Consider the following 18826-nt stretch of genomic DNA (forward strand, 5'->3'; position numbering starts at 1 on the left):
GGGCAGGGGGACGCCGCAGGGGCGGGTCAGGCCAGGTCGTCGGCCATCAGCGCGAGCAACCGGGCGCCGTCGGCACCGTCGCCGACCCGGTGGTCCACGGTGAGCCCGGCGGTGACCACCAGGGCCGTGCCGATGCCGCCGGGGACGGCGACCGGACGACGGCTGATCGAGCCCAGGGCCAGCACGCTGCCCTGCGGCGGGGTGATCAGCGCCTGGAACCGGTCGACGCCCAGGCCGCCCAGGTTGGACAGGCTGGAGTTGGCCACGCCCTGGTGGGCGGCGTCGACCTTGCCGTCCCGGGCCGCCCGGGCCACCGCACGCAGGTCCTCGTCGAGCCTGCGCGGGTTGGCGCTCTCCGGGGAGCTGAAGGTGGGCACCATCAGCCCGCCCGGGGTGTCCACCGCGAGCGCCACGACGGGCGCGCCGGTGGGCACCGCGTTCTCGCCGTCCCAGCGGTCCAGCAGACGGGGCACCTGCAGCAGGGCCCGGGCGTAGGACTGCAGCAGCACCGTCGTCCAGGACAGCCCGTCGCGGTGGGTGTCGGCGGCGTCCAGGTGCAGGTCCCGCCAGACCGTGAACTGCGGGATGGCCGCGCTCTCGGTCATCTTGCGGGCCACGGCCCGCCGGACGGCGGCGACCTTGGGGCTGACCCCCGCGGCCGGCGCGGACGCCGGGGCCGGGGCCTGGGCGGGCGCCGCGGCCGGTGCCGGGGTGGCGGCCGGCGCGGCCGGGGGCACCTGCTGCTGGGCCTGCACCGCGGCGCGCTTGCGCTGCGGCGGGGTCAGCGGCCGGGCCGGGGGCTCCGGCGCGGCCGCGGCGGGCACGGCGGGCACGGCGGGTGCAGCCGCGGACTCCACGGCGGAGCGGACGTCGGCGATCGACACCACTCCCCCGGGACCGGTCGGGGTGACCGACCGCAGGTCCAGGCCGGCCTCGGCGGCCAGCGCCCGGGCCCGCGGCACGGCGGCCACCGGTCCGGTCGCGGCGCGCTCGGCCACCGGGGTGGGGGCCCCGCCCGGGGCGGGCTCGGGCTCCGGGACGACGGCGTCGGCGCCGTCGGACCCCAGCTCGTCCCCGATCGCGGCCGGCTCCTCGGGGTCACCGAAGTCGAGCAGGTCGGTGAAGGAGTCGCCGTCGGCCTCGATCCAGCCGATCGGCTCACCGACCGGGACCATGCCGGACTCGACGACGATCTCGACCAGCACGCCGGTGGCCGGGCTCTCCACCTCCATGTCCACCTTGTCGGTGAGCACCTCGCAGATGACGTCACCGGAGCCGATCTCGTCGCCGACGGCGATCGCCCAGTGGCTGAGCTCGCCCTCGGTCATCGTCATCGACATCTTGGGCATCCGGACGGGGACGCGTGCCACGGGTCAGGCCTCCTGGGTGGCCAGGGCACGCCCGGCGACCACGATGTCGTCGAGCTGCGGGACCATCGCGGCCTCCAGCGCCGGCGCGTACGGCATCGGGGCGTCCAGGCCGCACAGCCGCTTGATCGGGGCCTCGAGGCTGTACAGCGCCGAGGACCCGGCGATCCGGGCGGCGATCTCGGACATGAAGCCCACGTGCCCGGGGGCCTCCTGCACCAGCATCACCCGGCCGGTGCGCCGGACGGCGTCCAGGATCGGGGCCTCGTCCAGCGGGGTGAGCGTGACCGGGTCGACGACGGTGGCCTCGATGCCCTCGTCGGCGAGCCGGGCCGCGGCCTCCAGGCTGCGGCTGACCATGATCCCGGTGGCCACGATGGTGAGGTCGGCGCCCTCGCGGCGGACGACGCTGCGGCCCAGGGGCACCCGGTCGGCACCCGCGGGCACGTGGCCCTTGGTGCGGTAGAGCAGCTTGTGCTCGAGGAAGACGACCGGGTTCGGGTCGTCGATCGCGGCCAGCAGCAGGCCCTTGACCTCGGACACGGTGCTGGGCATGACGACCTTCAGGCCGGGCACGTGGGCGAACCACGCCTCCAGGCTCTGCGAGTGCTGGGCGGCGGCACCGGTGCCCGAGCCCAGCGGGGTGCGCAGCACCATCGGCACCGAGACGGCGCCACCGAGCATGAAGTGGATCTTGGCGGCCTGGTTGACGATCTGGTCCATCGCCTGGCAGGTGAAGTCGGAGAACTGGATCTCCACGATCGGCCGCATGCCGGCCAGCGCTGCGCCGACGGCGGCACCCACGATGCCGAGCTCGGAGATCGGGGTGTCCCGGATCCGCTCCTTGCCGAAGCGGTGCACCAGGTCGCCGCTGACGCCGAAGGCGCCGCCGTAGACGCCGACGTCCTCGCCGAGCATGAAGACCCGGTCGTCGGCGGTCATCGCCTCGGCGAGGGCCTCGCGGATGGCCTCGGAGTAGGTGAGCTCCCGACTCTCGGCCTGGGTCTCGGTCTGGGGCAGGGTGGCGGTCATCAGCGGGTCACGTCCTGGTTGGGGCTGGATGCGAGGGGTGCTGCGTCGACGGGGGCGAAGACGGCGTCGAGCAGGTCACCGGGGTCGGCGTCGGTGCCGGAGTTGGCCTCCCGGACGGCGGCCTTGATCGCGTCCGTGGCCTCGTCGCGGGCGGCGGTGATGTCGGCGGCGGTGAGCAGACCGGACTCGGTCACCTTGGTCTCGAAGGCGACGATCGGGTCCCGCTCACGCCACTCGGCGATCTCCTCGCGGGTGCGGTACAGGTTCTTGTCGCTCTTGCTGTGGCCCTTCCAGCGGTAGGTCTCGGCCTCGATCAACGTGGGGCCGCCACCGTTGCGGGCGCGGTCCACGGCCTCGGCGGCGACGGCGTGCACGGCGTCCAGGTCGTTGCCGTCGACGGTGACCCCGGGCATGCCGTAGGCCGCGGCCCGGTCGGCGACGTGCGGGACGGCCATCGAGAACTCGGTGGAGAAGCTCATGCCGTACTTGTTGTTCTCGCAGACGAACACGACCGGCAGGTCCCAGATCGCGGCCAGGTTCAGGCCCTCGTGGAAGGCGCCCTCGTTGGTCGCGCCGTCGCCGAAGAAGCTCGCGACGACCCGGTCCTCGCCGCGCATCTTGTAGGCCAGCGCTGCGCCGGCGGCGATCGGGATGCCCCCGCCGACGATGCCGTTGGCACCGAGGTTGCCGGTGGCGACGTCGGCGATGTGCATCGAGCCACCGCGACCGCGGCAGTACCCGGTCTCCTTGGCCAGCAGCTCGGCCATCATCCGGGTCAGGTCCGCGCCCTGGGCGATGCAGTGCCCGTGGCCGCGGTGCGTGCTGGTGATCGCGTCGCGCTCGCGCAGGGCCAGGCAGACACCGGTCGCACTGGCCTCCTGGCCGATCGACAGGTGCATGGTGCCGTGCATGAGCCCGCGGGCGAACAGGTCGTCCACGGCCTCCTCGAAGCGGCGGATGCGCCACATGGTGCCCAGCGCTGCGCGGGCGGTGGCCGGGTCGGTGGACGGCGCGGCGGGGACGCCGTCCTGGACGGGCGGCTGGTGCGCGATGGCGGTGATGTCGGACTCCCTGGTCTGCACTTCTGTGACGACGGTCTGCACGTCTGCTCAGGGAATGTAGGGCCTGCCCGAATGTGACGCAAGCCCCTCCCCCGGGAGTCGTCCGCGCGGTCCCCCGGCCACGACGGCGCTGCGGGACCGGGGTCGCGACTTCGACCGTCGTGGCCACCAAGATCCGCGACTCGTTGACCCAGCGCGGGATGGACGTCGACGTGCGTCAGGGCAAGGTCATGGACCTGCTGTCGGGCAACGCCGACGCCGACCTGATCGTCGCGACCACGCAGATCCCCGACTCGGTGACCATCCCGGTCGTGGCCGGGCTGCCCTTCCTCACCGGCATGGGCCTCGCCGCCACCCTCGACGACATCGCTGCGCGCCTGTCCGCCTGAGCTCGCCCGCACGCCCGCACGCCCGCACGCCCGCACGCCCGTCCTCCTCCGCACGCCCCCCCAGCACCCAGGAGCCCCCGATGCAAGACGCACTCAAGGCAGTCACGTCGTACTTCAACGACGTCGGCGCGGCCGTGGTCCTCCCCATCCTGATCACGATCCTGGCGCTGGTCCTGGGTCAGAAGTTCAGCCGCGCCATGCACTCCGGCGTCCTGATCGGCGTCGGCTTCATCGGGGTCAACCTGGTGATCGGGCTGCTCTTCGCCCAGGTCAGCCCGGCCGCGCAGGCACTGGCGCAGCGGTTCGACGTCGACCTGGGGATCGTGGACGTGGGCTGGCCCTCCAGCGCCGCCATCGCGTTCGGCTCCACCGTCGGCGCGCTGATCATCCCGTTCTGCCTGCTGCTCAACATCGTGCTGCTGGTCGTCGGGCTCACCCGGACCTTCAACATCGACCTCTGGAACTACTGGCACTTCGCGCTGTCGGGCGCCCTGGTCGCGGCCGTGAGCGACAACCTCTGGCTGGGCCTGGCCACCGCCGGGGTCGCGATGGTCGTCACGCTGGCGCTGGCGGACTGGTCGGCCCCGCTGGTGCAGAAGTACTTCTCCTTCCCGGACATCTCCTTCCCGCACGCCACCGCGGCCCCCTACGCGCTCTTCGCGATCCCGCTGAACTGGGTCTTCGACCGCATTCCGGGACTGCGCTCGCTGAACGCGGACCCCATGGCGATCCAGAAGCGGTTCGGCATCTTCGGTGAGTCGATGTTCCTGGGCCTGGTCATCGGCCTGGTGCTCGGACTGGCCGGCTACGGCTTCGACGACCCCCGCGCGGACTCCATCTCGATCCTGACGCTGGGCATCAACGTCGCCGCGATCATGCTGCTGCTGCCCCGGATGGTCGCCATCCTGATGGAGGGCCTGATCCCGGTCTCGGAGTCCGCCCGTGACTTCCTGGCCCGCAGGTTCCCCGGCAAGAAGTTCTACATCGGCCTGGACGCCGCCCTGGCGGTCGGTCAGCCCGCGGTGCTCGCGACGGCGCTGCTGCTGGTCCCCATCACCATCGTGCTGGCCATCGCGCTGGCGCCGGTGGGCAACCAGGTGCTGCCGCTGGTCGACCTCGCGACGATCCCCTTCATCATCGCGATCATGGTGCCGATCTTCCGCGGCAACATCGTCCGCTCGGTGATCGGTGGCGCGCTGGTCATCGGCGGCGGCCTCTTCATCGCCACCGCGATCTCCGGCACCTTCACCCAGGTCGCCAGCGAGTCCGGCTTCAGCAGCGAGCAGGGCGGTGACCGCATCTCCTCCCTGGTGGACGGCGCCAACCCGCTCACCGGTCTGCTGACCTGGCTCGGCAGCCTGGGCCCGATCGGGGTCCTGGTCGGCGCACTTGCCTCGCTGGTGCTGGCCGTCGTCATCGCCCGCGTCGTCCGCCGCCGTGACCTCGCCGAGGCCGTCGGGCAGGCCGACGCCGAGACCAACGCCGAGAAGCAGGCCTTTGCGTGATCGGCACGCTCACCGACGACCTGGTGCTGGTGCACCCGGCCGTGAGCGACCGGGCCGCGCTGCTCCGGCTGATGGCCGAGCACGCCCACCGGGCCGGCCGGGTGCACGACACGTTCGCCGACGCGGTGGTGGAACGGGAGGGCCGGTTCCCCACGGGCCTGCCGACCGCGGTCCCGTCCGCCATCCCGCACACCGACGCGGGTCACGTGGTCTCCGCCGGCGCGGTGGTGGCCCTGCTGGCCGAGCCGGTCACGTTCGTCGAGATGGGGTCCAGCGACCGCGAGGTCGCCGCCCGCCTCGTCGTCATGCTGCTGGTGCAGGACCCCGACCAGCAGGTCACCGCACTCGGGGAGGTCATCGCGGCCCTGCAGGACCCCGCGCTGGCCGACCGTCTCGCCACCGTCGAGCACCCGGGTGACCTGGTGCGGGCGCTGCGTCCCGAGGGTGCCGTCGGCCCTGCCTGACCCGGCCCGTCGGCCAGGGGGCACCGCCGCCCCCTGGCCGACGCGCCGTCCCCGCCGGGTCCGACCACCGGCGCGGACACCCCACCTGGGGCACCATCGGCGGTGATCTGCCCCTCGACGGCAGCGCCGTCCACCCCAGCGAGAGGAACCACCCCGTGCCAGCGCCGCGCGACGCCGAGACCCTGGTCGCCGCTGCCCGGATGTACTACGTGGAGAACCTGTCCCAGGCCGAGGTCGCCCAGCGGGTGGGCACCAGCCGCAGCAACGTCTCCCGGATGCTGGCCGCGGCCGTCGAGCAGGGCATCGTCGAGATCCGGATCAACGACCCGGCGGGCCGGGACCGCGACCTCGAGGAGCAGCTGCGCCAGCGCTTCGACCTCCAGGCGGTGCGCGTCACCCAGCGCACCAGCCTGGGCAACCCCCAGGTCGAGGTCGGCATCCAGGCCGGACGCCACCTCGTGCACGAGCTGCGCGACGGGATGACGGTCGCGCTGTCGTGGGGCAGCGCGCTGCAGGCCATGGTGTGGCAGACCAGCCCCGACCGCGACTACGCCGTCCACCTGGTCCAGCTGGTCGGCGGCCAGTCGGCGGTGGAGAACGAGGTCTCCGGGCACGAACTGGTCCGCGAGCTCGCCGCCCGCCTCGGGGCCACCTACCAGTACCTGCACGCCCCCGCGACGCTCACCACGGCCGACGCCCGGGACTCCCTGGCCGGGGAGGCCTCCGTGGCCCAGGCCCTCGCCCGCGCCCGGGACGCCGACATCGCCGTCGTGGGCATCGGCGCCCCCGAGCACGGGTCCTCGGGCGCGGTCCTGGCCTCCCTGGGCCTCGATGCCGCGGACACCGCCCACCTGCGGGCCGCCCAGCCGGTCGGCGACATCGCCTCGCGCTACTTCGACCGGGACGGCCGGCCGGTGCTCGGTGCCGTGCACGACCGGGTGCTGGGCGTGACGCTGGAAGAGCTCACCGCGATCCCCACCGTCGTGGGCGTGGCCTGCGGCCGGGTCAAGACCGCCGCCGTGCTGGGTGCCCTGCGGGGCCGCCTGGTCGACGTGCTGGTCTGCGACGAGCCCCTGGCTCGCGCCGTCCTCACCCAGGACCGGGCCGGCAGCAGCACCCAGCACGTGGCCTGAGGCTCTCCGGCGATCAGCCGGTGGGCGCCACGAGCGCGGTCGCGACGGCGGCGATGCCCTCACCGCGGCCGGTCAGGCCCAGACCGTCGGTCGTCGTCGCGGTCAGCCGGACGACGGCGCCCAACGCCTCGGAGAGCACGGCCACCGCCTCGTCCCGGCGTCCGCTCATCCGCGGGGTGTTGCCGATCAGCTGGACGGCGACGTTGCCGATCTCGAAGCCGGCGGCGCGCACCAACCGGGCCGTCTCGACGAGCAGGGTGGTCCCGGAGGCGCCGGCGTACTCCGGTCGCGAGGTGCCGAACACCCCGCCCAGGTCGCCCACCCCGGACGCCGACAGCAGCGCGTCGCAGGCGGCGTGCGCGACGACGTCGCCGTCGGAGTGCCCGGCGAGCCCGGCCGCGGCGTCGGGCCAGTGCAGACCGGCGACCCACAGCGGGTGACCCGCCTCCAGGGCGTGGACGTCGACACCGATCCCGACCAGCGGCAGCTGCACGCGGTGGAGTCTGACAGCCCGCCGGCACCCCGGACGCACGACGGGCCCCCGACCGCGTGGTCGGGGGCCCGTCGTGGGTGGTGCGGGTGGTTCAGCTGGCGAGGACCTCGTCGAGCAGGATCTCGGCCTTGTCCTCGTTGGTGCCCTCGGCGAGCGCGAGCTCGCTGACCAGGATCTGGCGGGCCTTGGAGAGCATGCGCTTCTCCCCGGCGGACAGACCGCGGTCCTTGTCGCGGCGCCACAGGTCGCGGACGACCTCGGCCACCTTGTTCACGTCGCCGGAGGCCAGCTTCTCGAGGTTGGCCTTGTAGCGACGCGACCAGTTGGTCGGTTCCTCGGTGTGCGGCGCGCGCAGGACCTCGAAGACCTTGTCCAGGCCCTCCTGTCCCACGACGTCACGGACGCCCACGATCTCGGCGTTGTCCGCCGGGACTCGTACGGTGAGGTCGCCCTGGGCGACCTTGAGCACGAGGTAGGCCTTCTCGACCCCCTTCACGGTGCGCTGCTCGATCGCCTCGATGAGCGCTGCGCCGTGGTGCGGGTAGACGACGGTCTCGCCGACAGTGAAGCCCATGTGTGTGTGACCCCTTTCGCTGACCCCAGAATACCACGGGACGGGTAGGGGCGGACTGGTTGGTCCTGCCAAACATGCAGGTCAGAGGCTTGTCGCAGGTCAGACCGGGGTTGACAGGGGGTGGTGGGTGTGCAGGCGCAGGGTGAGCAGTCCCGTCCGGGAGCGGTCCGGGTGGCCGTCGCGATGGCGCTGGCGACCCACCTGGGGCCCACCGTGGCGGTCACCACGGTGGCCGCGCTGCTGGCCGTCACGGCCGGCGTGGGACCCGGCCGCACCGTCCTGGTGACCGCCGCCGTCCTCGCCGGGCAGGCCTCGATCGGCTGGAGCAACGACTGGCTGGACGCCGAGCGCGACGCCGCCGTCGCCCGGGCCGACAAGCCCACCGTGCAGGGCCTGGTCACCCCGGTGCGGTTGCGTGCGGCCGCGCTGGCGGCCGTCGTCCTCGCGGCGGTGCTCTCCCTGGCCCTGGGCGCCGCACCGGGACTGCTCCTGCTGGGCGTGGTCGCCGGCGGCTGGGCCTACAACGCCGGGCTCAAGCGCACCGCCGCCTCCCTGGTGCCCTACCTGGTCGCCTTCGGGCTGCTGCCCGCGGGCGTCGTGGCCGCCGCCCCCGGCACCCCGGCCGCACCCTGGTGGCTGGTGGCCGCCGGGGCCGCGCTGGGTGGCGCGGCCCACCTGGCCAACGTGGCCCCCGACCTGGAGGACGACGCCGCCACCGGCGTCCGCGGCCTGCCGCACCGGCTCGGCGCCACCGTCTCGGCCCTGGTCGCCGCGGCCCTGCTCGGCGGCGCCTCTCTGGTGCTGGTGCTCGGCCCCGCCGGCCCGCCCGGCGTCGTCGGCTGGCTGGCGCTGGTCGTCGCCGTCCCGGCGCTGGCCGTGGCCGGTCTCGCCGGGACCGAGCGGTTCCGCCGGCTCGCCTTCCCCGCGGTCATGCTGCTGACCGTGGTCGACGTGGTGCTGCTCCTCGTCGGGGGCGGCAGCCTGCGCTAGAACGGGTCGGTGCCCCGCCGGCGCTCCTGGTCCACGACCTCCTCGCGGCCCTTGAGCCGGTCCAGTCCGGCCAGCGGACGGGCCATCCGCTGGTTGCCCGCCAGCGCCGGCCGCACCCGGTCCAGGAACCCCCAGTAGCCCGCGGTGAACGGGCAGGCGTCCTCCCCCAGCCGCTTCTTGGGGTCGTACCGACAGCCGCCGCAGTAGTCGCTCATCCGGTCGATGTAGGCCCCGCCCGAGGCGTAGGGCTTGGTGGCCATCACCCCGCCGTCGGCGTGCTGGCTCATCCCCACGACGTTGGGCACCATCACCCAGTCGTAGCCGTCCACGAAGAGCCGGTGGAACCAGTCGGTCATCGCCAGCGGGTCGATGCCGCGCTGCAGGGCGTAGTTGCCCAGCACCATCAACCGCGGGATGTGGTGCACCCAGCCGCGCCGCCGCAGGTCGGTGAGGACGCCGGACAGGCACGCGGCGTCGACGTCGGTGGTGTCCAGCTCGGCCAGCCAGTCCGGCACCGGCTGGTGCGCGGACAGCGCATTGCCGTGCCGGTAGTCCCGGCCCAGGAACCAGTAGAGGTGCCACACGTAGTCCCGCCAGCCCATCACCTGGCGGACGAAGCCCTCGACGGAGTTCAGCGGCAGACCGGCACCCGGCGCCCGGTAGGCGGCCTCGGCGCGGTGCACGACCTCCAGCGGGTCCACCAGGCCCAGGTTCATCGGCGCGGACAGCAGCGAGTGCGCCAGCCACGGCTCCTCCGCCAGCATCGCGTCCTCGTGCGGGCCGAAGACCCCGAGCCGGTGGTCCAGGAAGTCCCGCAGCCGGTGGAGCGTCTCCCGGCGGGTGACCGGGAACAGCCGCGGGCCGTCGTCCCCGACGAAGGAGACGTCGCCGTCGGCCTCCCAGCGGTCCAGGTCGGCGCGGACCTGCTCGTCGATCTCGTCCTCCACCGGGATCCACGGCGCCGGCGCCGGCGACCGGCCGTCGGCGGGCGGGGGCTCGCGGTTGTCGGCGTCGAGGTTCCAGCGGCCGCCGACCGGCTCGGCGCCGTCCATCAGGACGTCGTGACGGCGGCGGGCGTCGCGGTAGAAGTCCTCCATCAGCAGCGACCGGCCCCGGCGGCCGTTGGACCGGCCACCGGCCCAGCGCACGAAGTCGGCCTGGGTGGTGACGAAGCCGCGCGCGGCCAGCACCTGGACGTCGTCGCGGCCCAGCACGAAGTCGCGCCCGCCCCAGGTCGTCGGCGCACAGACCGACAGCGGGCCCTCGACCTGGTCCAGGGCCTGCGCGTAGGTGTCGGTCTGCAGGAAGACCGCCTGGTCGCCGAGCTCGGCGGCCCGGTGCCGCAGTGCCGACAGCACCAGGTGCGCCTTCTGCCGGTGGAACCGCCGACGCCGGAACACCGCCCGGGACTCCACCAGGAGCACCGGCTGGTGCGGGTCGTCCAGGAAGTGGGGTCCCAGCTGGTCGGCGAACAGCCACCGCCGGGTCCCCGGCGCCCGCTCCGGGAAGTCCGCCGTCGCCGGGTCGTCCACGGCGTCGGTCCTGCTGTCCTGCACGTGCTCGGCCACACGCCTCACCTCCCCGCGCGCATCGTGGGCAGACCGATAGTCTTGACGCGACTCGAGCCGCCGACGTCCGGCTGCCGTGAGCCCCTGGAGGTCCCCCGCCGTGAACCGCGTCCTGCGCGCCGTAACGACCGGTGTGCTCGTGCTGTCCCCCGCGGTCCTCTCGGCGTGCAGCGCCGGCCAGGTCGCCCAGACGGCCACCCAGGACCGCGACATCCGCGGTGGGCAGGCCAACGTGGGTGACATTCACCTGCGGACGGCGAGCACCGCCTACCCGCAGTCGGGCCTGTACGAGTCCGGCGGCGACGCCCGGCTGCTCGTCGCGATCGCCAACTCCGGCACCGCCGACGACGTGCTCACCGACATCTCCGGCGAGGGCTTCGAGTCCGTCGAGATCGTCGACCCCACCTCCGAGGAGGAGGCGCCCACCGAGATCACCGTCCCGGCCGGGCAGAACGTCTACGTCGGCGAGGGCGGGCCCACCGTCACCCTGGTCGGGCTGACCGAGGAGCTCACCCCCGGCCAGTCGCTCGAGGTCACGATGACCTTCCAGGACGCCGGTGAGGTCACCCTGCCCGTGCTCATCGGCACCCCGTCGCTGGACCTGCCCCGCGGCGAGGGCTTCGACTTCCACGGCGGCGAGGAGTAACCCTCCCTCCACCGGTTCTGTCGTACCCCGGGGGCACGATGTCCCCGTGCCGCCGACGACCGTGAAGTCCCGCCCCGCCCACCGGTGCACCGAGTGCGGTTTCGCCTCGGCCAAGTGGGTCGGGCGCTGCCCGGAGTGCCAGGCCTGGGGCACGCTGTCCGAGGTCGGCGGGGTCGCCACCTCCGGCTTGCGAGCGGTGTCCGCCGGCCCGGTGACCAGCCGGGCCCGCCCCATCGCACAGGTCGAGCTGGCCGGCGCCCGGGCGGTGCCCACCGGGATCGACGAGTTCGACCGGGTGCTCGGCGGTGGTCTGGTGCCCGGTGCGGTGCTGCTGGTGGCCGGTGAGCCCGGGGTGGGCAAGTCCACCCTGCTGCTCGAGGTCGCCCACCGCGTCGCGGCCGGCAACGGCCCGACGCTGGTGGTCTCCGGCGAGGAGTCCGCCGCCCAGGTGCGGCTGCGGGCCGAACGGATCGGCGCCCTGCACGACGACCTGTACCTCGCGGCGGAGACCGAGCTGTCGGCGGTCCTCTCCCACGTGGAGGACGTCAACCCCACGCTGCTGGTGCTGGACTCGGTGCAGACCGTCCGCTCCCCCGCCGTCGACGGCACCGACGGCGGCGCCACCCAGGTGCGCGCGGTCGCCTCCGCGCTGACCGGCATCGCCAAGGCACGCGGGATGACGGTGATCCTGGTCGGGCACGTCACCAAGGACGGCGCCATCGCCGGGCCGCGGGCCCTGGAGCACCTGGTGGACGTGGTGATCAGCTTCGACGGCGAGCGGCACTCGACGCTCCGGATGGTCCGGGCTACCAAGAACCGGTTCGGCCCGGCCGACGAGATCGGCTGCTTCGAGATCGGCGACGCCGGTGTCGTCGGGGTCCCCGACCCCTCCCACCTGTTCGTCTCCAAGCGGTCCGCCCCGGTGGCCGGCAGCAGCGTCACCGTGACGATGGAGGGCAGTCGACCGCTGCTGGCCGAGGTGCAGTCCCTCGTCGCGCCGTCGGGGGGCGGGTCGCCCCGGCGGGCGGTCAGCGGCCTGGACCCCCAGCGGGTCGCGATGATCAACGCCGTGGTCGAGCGGCGGGGCGGGGTCCGGCTGGCCGACGCCGACGTGTTCGCCGCCTCGGTCGGCGGGGTGAAGATCACCGAGCCCGCCGCCGACATGGCCCTGGCCCTCGCCATCGCCTCCGCCGCCAAGGACCGCCCGCTGCCCAACGGCATCGTGGCCCTGGGCGAGGTCGGGCTGTCCGGGGAGATCCGACGGGTCGGTGGCACCGGCCGGCGGCTGGCCGAGGCCGCCCGGCAGGGCTACACCGTGGCCCTGGTCCCGCCGGACGCCGGCCAGGCGCCCCCCGGGATGCGGCTGGTCGAGGTGCCCGACCTGGGCGCGCTCTTCGGCCGGCTCTTCTGAGGAACCGCTCCGACGCCCGGCCGGGGCCCCAGCCCCGCCCCCACCGGGACCGACGCGGCGCCCGTCCCGCAGGCGTCACCTAGACTCAGCCGACGCACCACCGAGAGCAAGGAGCGACCGTGCACCCCGCTGTGGACCCGGATCTCGCGCTGCGCGAGCTCCTGGGCCGGATCGCCCCGGGCACCGCGCTGCGGGACGGCCTCGAGCGGATCCTGGCCGGTCGCACCGGGGCCCTGGTCGTGCTCGGCTCGGACCGGGTGGTCGAGTCGCTGTGCACCGGTGGTTTCGCCCTGGACGTGGCCCTGTCGGCCACCCGGCTGCGCGAGCTGGCCAAGATGGACGGCGCGGTGATCGTCTCCTACGACGGCACCCGGATCGTCCGGGCCGGCGTGCACCTGATGCCCGACCCGACCATCCCCACCGAGGAGTCGGGCACCCGGCACCGCACCGCCGAGCGGGTCGCCCTGCAGACCGGGTTCCCGGTCCTGTCGGTCAGCCAGTCGATGCACATCATCTCCGTCTACGTGGCGGGCCGGCGGTACACGCTGGAGCACCCGACGACGATCCTGGCCCGGGCGAACCAGGCCCTCGCCGCCCTGGAGCGCTACAAGCTCCGCCTGGACGAGGTCGCCAGCACGCTGTCCGCGCTGGAGATCGAGGACCTGGTGACGGTGCGCGACGCGATGAGCGTCAGCCAGCGCCTGGAGATGGTCCGCCGCATCGCCGACGAGATCGAGGGCTTCGTCATCGAGCTCGGCACCGACGGTCGGCTGCTGGCCCTGCAGCTGGACGAGATGCTCGCCGGTGTCGAGGAGGACCGCGGCCTGCTGGTCCGCGACTACCTGCCCACCGACGGTCGGCGCACCCCTGAGGGCGAGGAGGTCCTCATCGACCTGCGCGCCCTGACTGCCACCGAGCTGCTTGACCTGTCGGCGGTGGCCCGCTGCTACGGCCTGCCGACGTCCCCGGACGCGCTGGACTCCCCGGTCAGCCCGCGGGGCTACCGGTTGCTGGCCCGGGTGCCGCGGCTGCCCGCCGGCATCATCGACCGGCTGGTCACCCACTTCGGCGGCCTGCAGAAGCTGCTGGCCGCCACCATCGAGGACCTGCTCTCCGTCGAGGGCGTCGGCGAGGCCCGCGCCCGCGGCATCCGCGAGGGGCTCTCCCGCCTCGCCGAGACCTCGATCCTCGACCGCTACAGCTGACCGGGCCCGTCCCGCGGGCCGGTCAGACCAGGGTGAAGGGCGTGGGGGCGCCGACCGCGGTGTCGACCCGACCCTGCACCTGGTAGCTCCCGGCGGCGGGGTTGACTCGCGCGGCCGTGCAACCGGGGTTGCTGGTCAGCCCGCCCCACAGGACCGGGAAGGACACCGCCTGACCCGCCGCCAGGGTGCGGGTGTCGCTGCTGGTCTCCGGGAAGCAGTCGTTGCTGCCCCACAGCCGGGTGCCGGCGCCGTCGACGAGGACGACCTCGCGCAGGCCGGCGTCCAGGGTGCGGGTGCACGACACCGGTGAGGTGTTGGTGACCACGAGGGTGAAGGTCGGCTTGCTGCCCACGGGCGCCTGCGCGGGCTCCGGCACCACCGTCACCGCGACCATGGCATCGCTGCAGGCCTGGCCCTCGGTGAACACCGGGGCGCCAGGGGTGGGTGCGGGGGCGGGTGCGGGCTCGGGCGTGGGCTCAGGGGTCTCCGACGGCATGGTGGGGGTCTCGACCGCGGCCAGCGAGGGCACGACCTGCTCCAGGGAGGGGGCCGCGACGGGCTCGTCCGAGCTGCTCGGCCCGGCCGCGACCGGGGTCGTCCCACCACCGCCGGCGACCGCGGACACCCCGACCCAGCCACCGCCCACGACGACGGCGAGCAGGAGCCCGATGAGCAACGCACGTCGTCGCCAGTAGACGACGGCGGGGAGCTCGCCGACCGGGTGCAGCACGTCGGTGACGTTAACCCGCGGACCGGGCCGGGCCCGAGCGGCTCGCCGGGACCCTGCTGTCTGCACGACGGTGCGGCGGTCGGGATCCACGCACTGGTGGTGTCGCCGGTCACGTGCGACCGTGCGGCCATGATCCTCGTCATCGCCCGGGCCCAGTCCCGCCCCGACACGCGCGACACCCTGGTCGGCCACCTGGTGGCCGCAGCCCGTGCCTCCCGCCACGAGCAGGGCAACACCGGTTACGCCTTCCACACCGACCTGGAGGACCCCAACTCCTTCGTCTCGGTGGAGACCTGGGACTCCCGGGAGGACCTGGACCGGCACATGGGCACCCCCGAGCTCGCCGAGCTGCTCGGCGCCCTCCCGGCGCTGCTGACCGGCGAGCCGACCATCACGGTGCACGAGGTCGCAGCGACCGCGCCCTACGGCGGCTGAGACTCCCTGCGACCCCCTGCGACCCCCTGGGGCCGACACCACCGGACACCGGAGGCTGGGAGACTGGCTGCCCGTGAGCCCCTCCCCCACGACCGACCCCGTCGACGCCCCGGCCGGGGACCTGGTGGTCGACTGGTACGCCACCGCGGCCCGGGACCTGCCGTGGCGGCAGCCGGGCGTGGACGCGTGGGCTGTGCTGGTCAGCGAGGTGATGCTGCAGCAGACCCCGGTCGCCCGGGTCGAGCCGGCCTGGCGGGCCTGGCTGGCGCGCTGGCCGACACCCGCCGACCTGGCGGCGGCGTCCCCCGGGGACGTGATCCGGGCCTGGGGGAAGCTGGGTTACCCCCGTCGTGCCCTGCGGCTGCAGGCCGCGGCCGCGGCGATCGCCACCGACCACCACAACGTGGTGCCCGACGACGTGGCGGTGCTGGAGTCGCTGCCCGGCATCGGCACCTACACCGCACGTGCGGTGACCTGCTTCGGCTACGGGCAGCGCCAGCCGGTGGTGGACACCAACGTCCGGCGCGTGGTCGCCCGGCTGGTGCACGGCCGCGCCGAGGCCTTGCCGGCGCGCTCGTCGGACCTGACCGACATCGCCGCACTGGCCCCGGCGGACCACGACCGCGCGGTCCGGTTCTCGGTGGCGGTGATGGAGCTGGGGGCGCTGGTGTGCGTGGCCCGCACGCCGCGCTGTGCGGCGTGCCCGGTGCGCACCGTCTGCGCCTGGCGGCTGGCCGGCTCCCCGGCCCACGAGGGACCCCCGCGCCGGGTGCAGGGCTTCGCCGGCACGGACCGTCAGGTGCGTGGACGGCTGCTGGACGTGCTGCGCGGGGCCGACCACCCGGTGGAGGCGGCCGAGCTCGACGCCGTGTGGACCGACGCCGTGCAGCGCTCCCGGTGCCTGGACTCCCTGCTGGTCGACGGCCTGGTCGTGCAGACCGAGGACGACCGGTTCGCCCTGCCCTCCTGAGGGCGGCCGCACGCGGCGAAGGCCGCCACCCGCTGGTGCGGGTGACGGCCCTCGCCGGTGGTGCGGGTCGATCAGGCTGCGGTCACTCGGCCGCGGCCACCGGCCCCTCGTCGTCGCCGTCGGCGCCCGCGAGGGAGACCGGCGGGGTGTCGGGGAGGTCGATCGGCTTGGCCTCGCCGCGGAAGGTGAACGTCGACTTGGTGGGGTCGGCGTTCTCCTCCACGTCCACCACGATGATCTGGCCGGGGGCCAGCTCGCCGTAGAGGATCTTCTCGCTGAGGGCGTCCTCGATCTCGCGCTGGATGGTGCGACGCAGCGGGCGCGCACCGAGCACGGGGTCGAAGCCGCGGGCACCGAGCAGCTTCTTGGCCGCCGGGGTGACCTCCAGTGCCATGTCCTTGTTGGACAGCTGGCCCTCGACCCGGGTGAGCATGAGATCGACGATGTGCACGATCTCGCTCTCGGTGAGCTGGTGGAACACGACGATGTCGTCGATGCGGTTGAGGAACTCGGGCCGGAAGTGCGTCTTCAGCTCTTCGTTGACCTTGAGCTTCATCCGCTCGTAGTTGCTCTGGTCGTCGTTGCCCACCTGGAAGCCCAGACCCACGGCCTTGGAGATGTCGCGGGTACCCAGGTTCGTGGTGAGGATCAGGATCGTGTTCTTGAAGTCCACGATCCGGCCCTGACCGTCGGTGAGACGACCGTCCTCCAGCACCTGCAGCAGCGTGTTGAAGACATCGGCGTGCGCCTTCTCGATCTCGTCGAAGAGGACCACCGAGAACGGCTTGCGCCGCACCTTCTCGGTCAGCTGGCCACCCTCGTCGTAACCGACGTAGCCGGGAGGGGCACCGACGAGACGAGAGACCGTGAAACGGTCGTGGTACTCGCTCATGTCGATCTGGATGAGCGCGTCGTCGTCGCCGAAGAGGAAGTTCGCCAGCGTCTTGGCCAGCTCCGTCTTACCGACACCCGAGGGGCCGGCGAAGATGAAGGAACCGCCGGGACGGCGCGGGTCCTTGAGGCCCGCACGCGTGCGCCGGATGGCCTGGCTGACGCTCTTGATGGCCTCTTCCTGGCCGATGATCCGCTTGTGGAGCTCGTCCTCCATCTTGAGCAGACGAGTGGTCTCCTCCTCGGTCAGCTTGAAGACCGGGATGCCCGTCCAGTTCGCCAGGACCTCGGCGATCTGCTCGTCGTCGACCTCGGCGACGACGTCCATGTCGCCGGCCTTCCACTGCTTCTCGCGCTCGGCCTTCTCGCCCAGCAGCTGCTTCTCCTTGTCGCGGAGGTTGGCTGCCTTCTCGAAGTCCTGCGCGTCGATCGCGGACTCCTTCTCCCGGCGGATGGCCGAGATCCGGTCGTCGAACTCGCGCAGGTCCGGCGGGGCGGTCATCCGCTTGATGCGCATGCGCGCGCCGGCCTCGTCGATCAGGTCGATCGCCTTGTCGGGCAGGAAGCGGTCGGAGATGTACCGGTCGGCCAGCGTGGCAGCCGCGACGAGCGCGCTGTCGGTGATGCTGATCCGGTGGTGGGCCTCGTAGCGGTCCCGCAGGCCCTTGAGGATCTCGATGGTGTGCGCCAGCGTCGGCTCGCTCACCTGGATGGGCTGGAAGCGGCGCTCGAGGGCGGCGTCCTTCTCCAGGTGCTTGCGGTACTCGTCCAGCGTGGTGGCACCGATGGTCTGCAGCTCACCGCGGGCGAGCATCGGCTTGAGGATGCTGGCCGCGTCGATCGCGCCCTCGGCGGCACCGGCCCCGACGAGGGTGTGGATCTCGTCGATGAACAGGATGATGTCCCCGCGGGTGCGGATCTCCTTGAGGACCTTCTTGAGCCGCTCCTCGAAGTCACCGCGGTAGCGGGAACCGGCGACGAGCGCACCCAGGTCGAGGGTGTAGAGCTGCTTGTCCTTCAGCGTCTCGGGCACCTCGCCCTTGACGATGGCCTGCGCGAGGCCCTCGACGGCGGCGGTCTTGCCGACGCCGGGCTCGCCGATCAGCACCGGGTTGTTCTTGGTGCGACGCGAGAGGACCTGCATGACCCGCTCGATCTCCTTGGCCCGGCCGATGACCGGGTCCAGCTTGCCGTCGCGGGCGGCCTGGGTCAGGTTGCGGCCGAACTGGTCGAGGACCAGCGAGGTCGACGGGGTGCCCTCGGCGGGGCCGCCGGCAGCGGCCGGCTCCTTGCCCTGGTACCCCGAGAGCAGCTGGATCACCTGCTGGCGGACCCGGTTGAGGTCGGCGCCCAGCTTCACCAGGACCTGGGCGGCGACGCCCTCGCCCTCACGGATGAGGCCCAGCAGGATGTGCTCGGTGCCGATGTAGTTGTGGCCCAGCTGCAGCGCCTCGCGCAGCGACAGCTCGAGGACCTTCTTGGCGCGCGGGGTGAAGGGGATGTGCCCGGAGGGGGCCTGCTGGCCCTGCCCGATGATCTCCTCGACCTGCTGCCGGACGCCCTCGAGCGAGATGCCCAGGGACTCCAGCGCCTTGGCGGCGACGCCCTCACCCTCGTGGATCAGGCCCAGGAGGATGTGCTCGGTGCCGATGTAGTTGTGGTTGAGCATCCTGGCTTCTTCCTGTGCCAGGACGACCACCCGACGGGCTCGGTCGGTGAACCGTTCGAACATCTGCTGCTTCCCCTCTGACCGGCTCGGACGTGCGGTGCTGCTCCCCTCGCGGGGTCGTGCTGACCGACGTCGTCGGCGACTGTCTCCGATGAACGGGCACCGGTCGTTCCACTGTAGTCCCGGATGCGGGGGTGGCCGCGCTCGTGCACAGCCCGTCCTCCCCGTTCCTGCCCTGCACAACTGCCGGTGCCGGGGCGGTGTTCCGCCGCCGTCACGCCCAGAGCGAACAG

At 73.3% G+C, this 18826-nt stretch carries 18 protein-coding genes; 10 read left to right on the forward strand and 8 right to left on the reverse strand.

Going from position 1 to position 18826, the window contains the following annotated elements; all coding sequences use genetic code 11:
• Positions 1 to 26: 26 nt before the first annotated feature.
• Genes ASG41_RS10260 through ASG41_RS10270 form a run of 3 tightly spaced genes read right to left on the reverse strand, consistent with a single transcriptional unit; the run spans position 27 to position 3481 of the window.
• Positions 27 to 1370, reverse strand: coding sequence for a 2-oxo acid dehydrogenase subunit E2 (locus tag ASG41_RS10260; protein WP_056293500.1), 1344 nt, complete (start codon positions 1368 to 1370; stop codon positions 27 to 29).
• Between the two features lie 3 nt (positions 1371 to 1373).
• The gene (locus ASG41_RS10265; RefSeq protein WP_056293503.1) at positions 1374 to 2399 is read right to left on the reverse strand and encodes an alpha-ketoacid dehydrogenase subunit beta; all 1026 of its coding nucleotides are present in this window, start codon (positions 2397 to 2399) and stop codon (positions 1374 to 1376) included.
• Complete coding sequence (locus ASG41_RS10270) at positions 2399 to 3481, reverse strand: thiamine pyrophosphate-dependent dehydrogenase E1 component subunit alpha (RefSeq protein WP_200938817.1); 1083 nt, start codon at positions 3479 to 3481, stop codon at positions 2399 to 2401. Before ASG41_RS10270 ends, ASG41_RS10265 begins: the two co-directional genes overlap by 1 nt.
• 53 nt (positions 3482 to 3534) lie before the next feature.
• On the opposite strand from ASG41_RS10270, the gene ASG41_RS10275 reads away from it, so the two are divergent.
• From ASG41_RS10275 to ASG41_RS10290, 4 genes are all read left to right on the forward strand, one after another.
• Positions 3535 to 3849, forward strand: a complete 315-nt coding sequence (locus ASG41_RS10275) for a PTS sugar transporter subunit IIB (protein ID WP_056293507.1) — start codon at positions 3535 to 3537, stop codon at positions 3847 to 3849.
• 80 nt (positions 3850 to 3929) lie between these two features.
• A complete protein-coding gene (locus ASG41_RS10280; protein ID WP_056293510.1) occupies positions 3930 to 5354 on the forward strand; it encodes a PTS galactitol transporter subunit IIC in 1425 nt (474 codons plus the stop codon).
• Positions 5351 to 5818, forward strand: coding sequence for a PTS sugar transporter subunit IIA (locus tag ASG41_RS10285; protein WP_056293513.1), 468 nt, complete (start codon positions 5351 to 5353; stop codon positions 5816 to 5818). The genes ASG41_RS10280 and ASG41_RS10285 overlap by 4 nt, the downstream gene beginning before the upstream one ends.
• A gap of 155 nt (positions 5819 to 5973) precedes the next feature.
• Positions 5974 to 6951 (forward strand): sugar-binding transcriptional regulator, encoded by a 978-nt coding sequence (locus ASG41_RS10290; protein ID WP_200938819.1) that lies wholly within the window; start codon positions 5974 to 5976, stop codon positions 6949 to 6951.
• A gap of 13 nt (positions 6952 to 6964) precedes the next feature.
• On the opposite strand, the gene ispF is transcribed toward ASG41_RS10290, so the two are convergent.
• Together ispF and ASG41_RS10300 are read right to left on the reverse strand one after the other, a co-directional pair.
• A complete protein-coding gene (ispF, locus tag ASG41_RS10295) occupies positions 6965 to 7444 on the reverse strand; it encodes a 2-C-methyl-D-erythritol 2,4-cyclodiphosphate synthase (RefSeq protein ID WP_200938820.1) in 480 nt (159 codons plus the stop codon).
• Between the two features lie 91 nt (positions 7445 to 7535).
• Complete coding sequence (locus tag ASG41_RS10300) at positions 7536 to 8018, reverse strand: CarD family transcriptional regulator (protein WP_029337651.1); 483 nt, start codon at positions 8016 to 8018, stop codon at positions 7536 to 7538.
• A gap of 129 nt (positions 8019 to 8147) precedes the next feature.
• On the opposite strand from ASG41_RS10300, the gene ASG41_RS10305 reads away from it, so the two are divergent.
• On the forward strand, positions 8148 to 9008 hold the full coding sequence (locus ASG41_RS10305) for a UbiA family prenyltransferase (RefSeq protein ID WP_235564698.1): 861 nt from the start codon (positions 8148 to 8150) through the stop codon (positions 9006 to 9008).
• Here the strand turns inward: ASG41_RS10305 and ASG41_RS10310 are convergent.
• The gene (locus ASG41_RS10310) at positions 9005 to 10576 is read right to left on the reverse strand and encodes a cryptochrome/photolyase family protein (protein ID WP_235564701.1); all 1572 of its coding nucleotides are present in this window, start codon (positions 10574 to 10576) and stop codon (positions 9005 to 9007) included. The two genes, ASG41_RS10305 and ASG41_RS10310, sit on opposite strands and share 4 nt — an antisense overlap.
• Positions 10577 to 10676: 100 nt before the next feature.
• Between ASG41_RS10310 and ASG41_RS10315 the strand changes: the two genes are divergently transcribed.
• The 3 genes from ASG41_RS10315 to disA all read left to right on the forward strand — a co-directional run bounded on the left by ASG41_RS10315 (position 10677) and on the right by disA (position 13838).
• Entirely contained in the window at positions 10677 to 11222 is a 546-nt protein-coding gene (locus tag ASG41_RS10315) for a copper chaperone PCu(A)C (RefSeq protein ID WP_056293520.1), read from the forward strand.
• 46 nt (positions 11223 to 11268) lie between these two features.
• A complete protein-coding gene (radA, locus tag ASG41_RS10320; protein WP_200938821.1) occupies positions 11269 to 12633 on the forward strand; it encodes a DNA repair protein RadA in 1365 nt (454 codons plus the stop codon).
• A gap of 119 nt (positions 12634 to 12752) precedes the next feature.
• The gene (gene disA, locus ASG41_RS10325) at positions 12753 to 13838 is read left to right on the forward strand and encodes a DNA integrity scanning diadenylate cyclase DisA (protein WP_056293523.1); all 1086 of its coding nucleotides are present in this window, start codon (positions 12753 to 12755) and stop codon (positions 13836 to 13838) included.
• A 22-nt stretch (positions 13839 to 13860) separates the two neighbouring features.
• On the opposite strand, the gene ASG41_RS10330 is transcribed toward disA, so the two are convergent.
• Entirely contained in the window at positions 13861 to 14568 is a 708-nt protein-coding gene (locus tag ASG41_RS10330; protein ID WP_056293526.1) for a hypothetical protein, read from the reverse strand.
• A 129-nt stretch (positions 14569 to 14697) separates the two neighbouring features.
• Here ASG41_RS10330 and ASG41_RS10335 point away from each other — a divergent pair, with 129 nt between their 5' ends.
• Positions 14698 to 15003, forward strand: coding sequence for a putative quinol monooxygenase (locus ASG41_RS10335; RefSeq protein ID WP_157519254.1), 306 nt, complete (start codon positions 14698 to 14700; stop codon positions 15001 to 15003).
• A 73-nt stretch (positions 15004 to 15076) separates the two neighbouring features.
• Positions 15077 to 15973 carry an A/G-specific adenine glycosylase gene (locus ASG41_RS10340; RefSeq protein ID WP_056293532.1) on the forward strand — a complete coding sequence of 299 codons (897 nt, stop codon included), beginning with the start codon at positions 15077 to 15079 and terminating at the stop codon, positions 15971 to 15973.
• An 82-nt stretch (positions 15974 to 16055) separates the two neighbouring features.
• Here the strand turns inward: ASG41_RS10340 and ASG41_RS10345 are convergent, their stop codons facing one another.
• Positions 16056 to 18596 (reverse strand): ATP-dependent Clp protease ATP-binding subunit, encoded by a 2541-nt coding sequence (locus tag ASG41_RS10345; protein WP_056293535.1) that lies wholly within the window; start codon positions 18594 to 18596, stop codon positions 16056 to 16058.
• Positions 18597 to 18826 lie beyond the last annotated feature (230 nt).

Source organism: Modestobacter sp. Leaf380 (genome assembly GCF_001424485.1).
GTDB lineage: Bacteria > Actinomycetota > Actinomycetes > Mycobacteriales > Geodermatophilaceae > Klenkia.

Excerpts from the sequence above, each read along its gene's own strand:
- ASG41_RS10265 (WP_056293503.1), bottom strand. The coding sequence starts at position 2,399 with ATGACCGCCACCCTGCCCCAGACCGAGACCCAGGCCGAGAGTCGGGAG.
- ASG41_RS10280 (WP_056293510.1), top strand. The coding sequence starts at position 3,930 with ATGCAAGACGCACTCAAGGCAGTCACGTCGTACTTCAACGACGTCGGC.
- ASG41_RS10300 (WP_029337651.1), bottom strand. The coding sequence starts at position 8,018 with ATGGGCTTCACTGTCGGCGAGACCGTCGTCTACCCGCACCACGGCGCA.
- ASG41_RS10335 (WP_157519254.1), top strand. The coding sequence starts at position 14,698 with ATGATCCTCGTCATCGCCCGGGCCCAGTCCCGCCCCGACACGCGCGAC.
- ASG41_RS10345 (WP_056293535.1), bottom strand. The coding sequence starts at position 18,596 with ATGTTCGAACGGTTCACCGACCGAGCCCGTCGGGTGGTCGTCCTGGCA.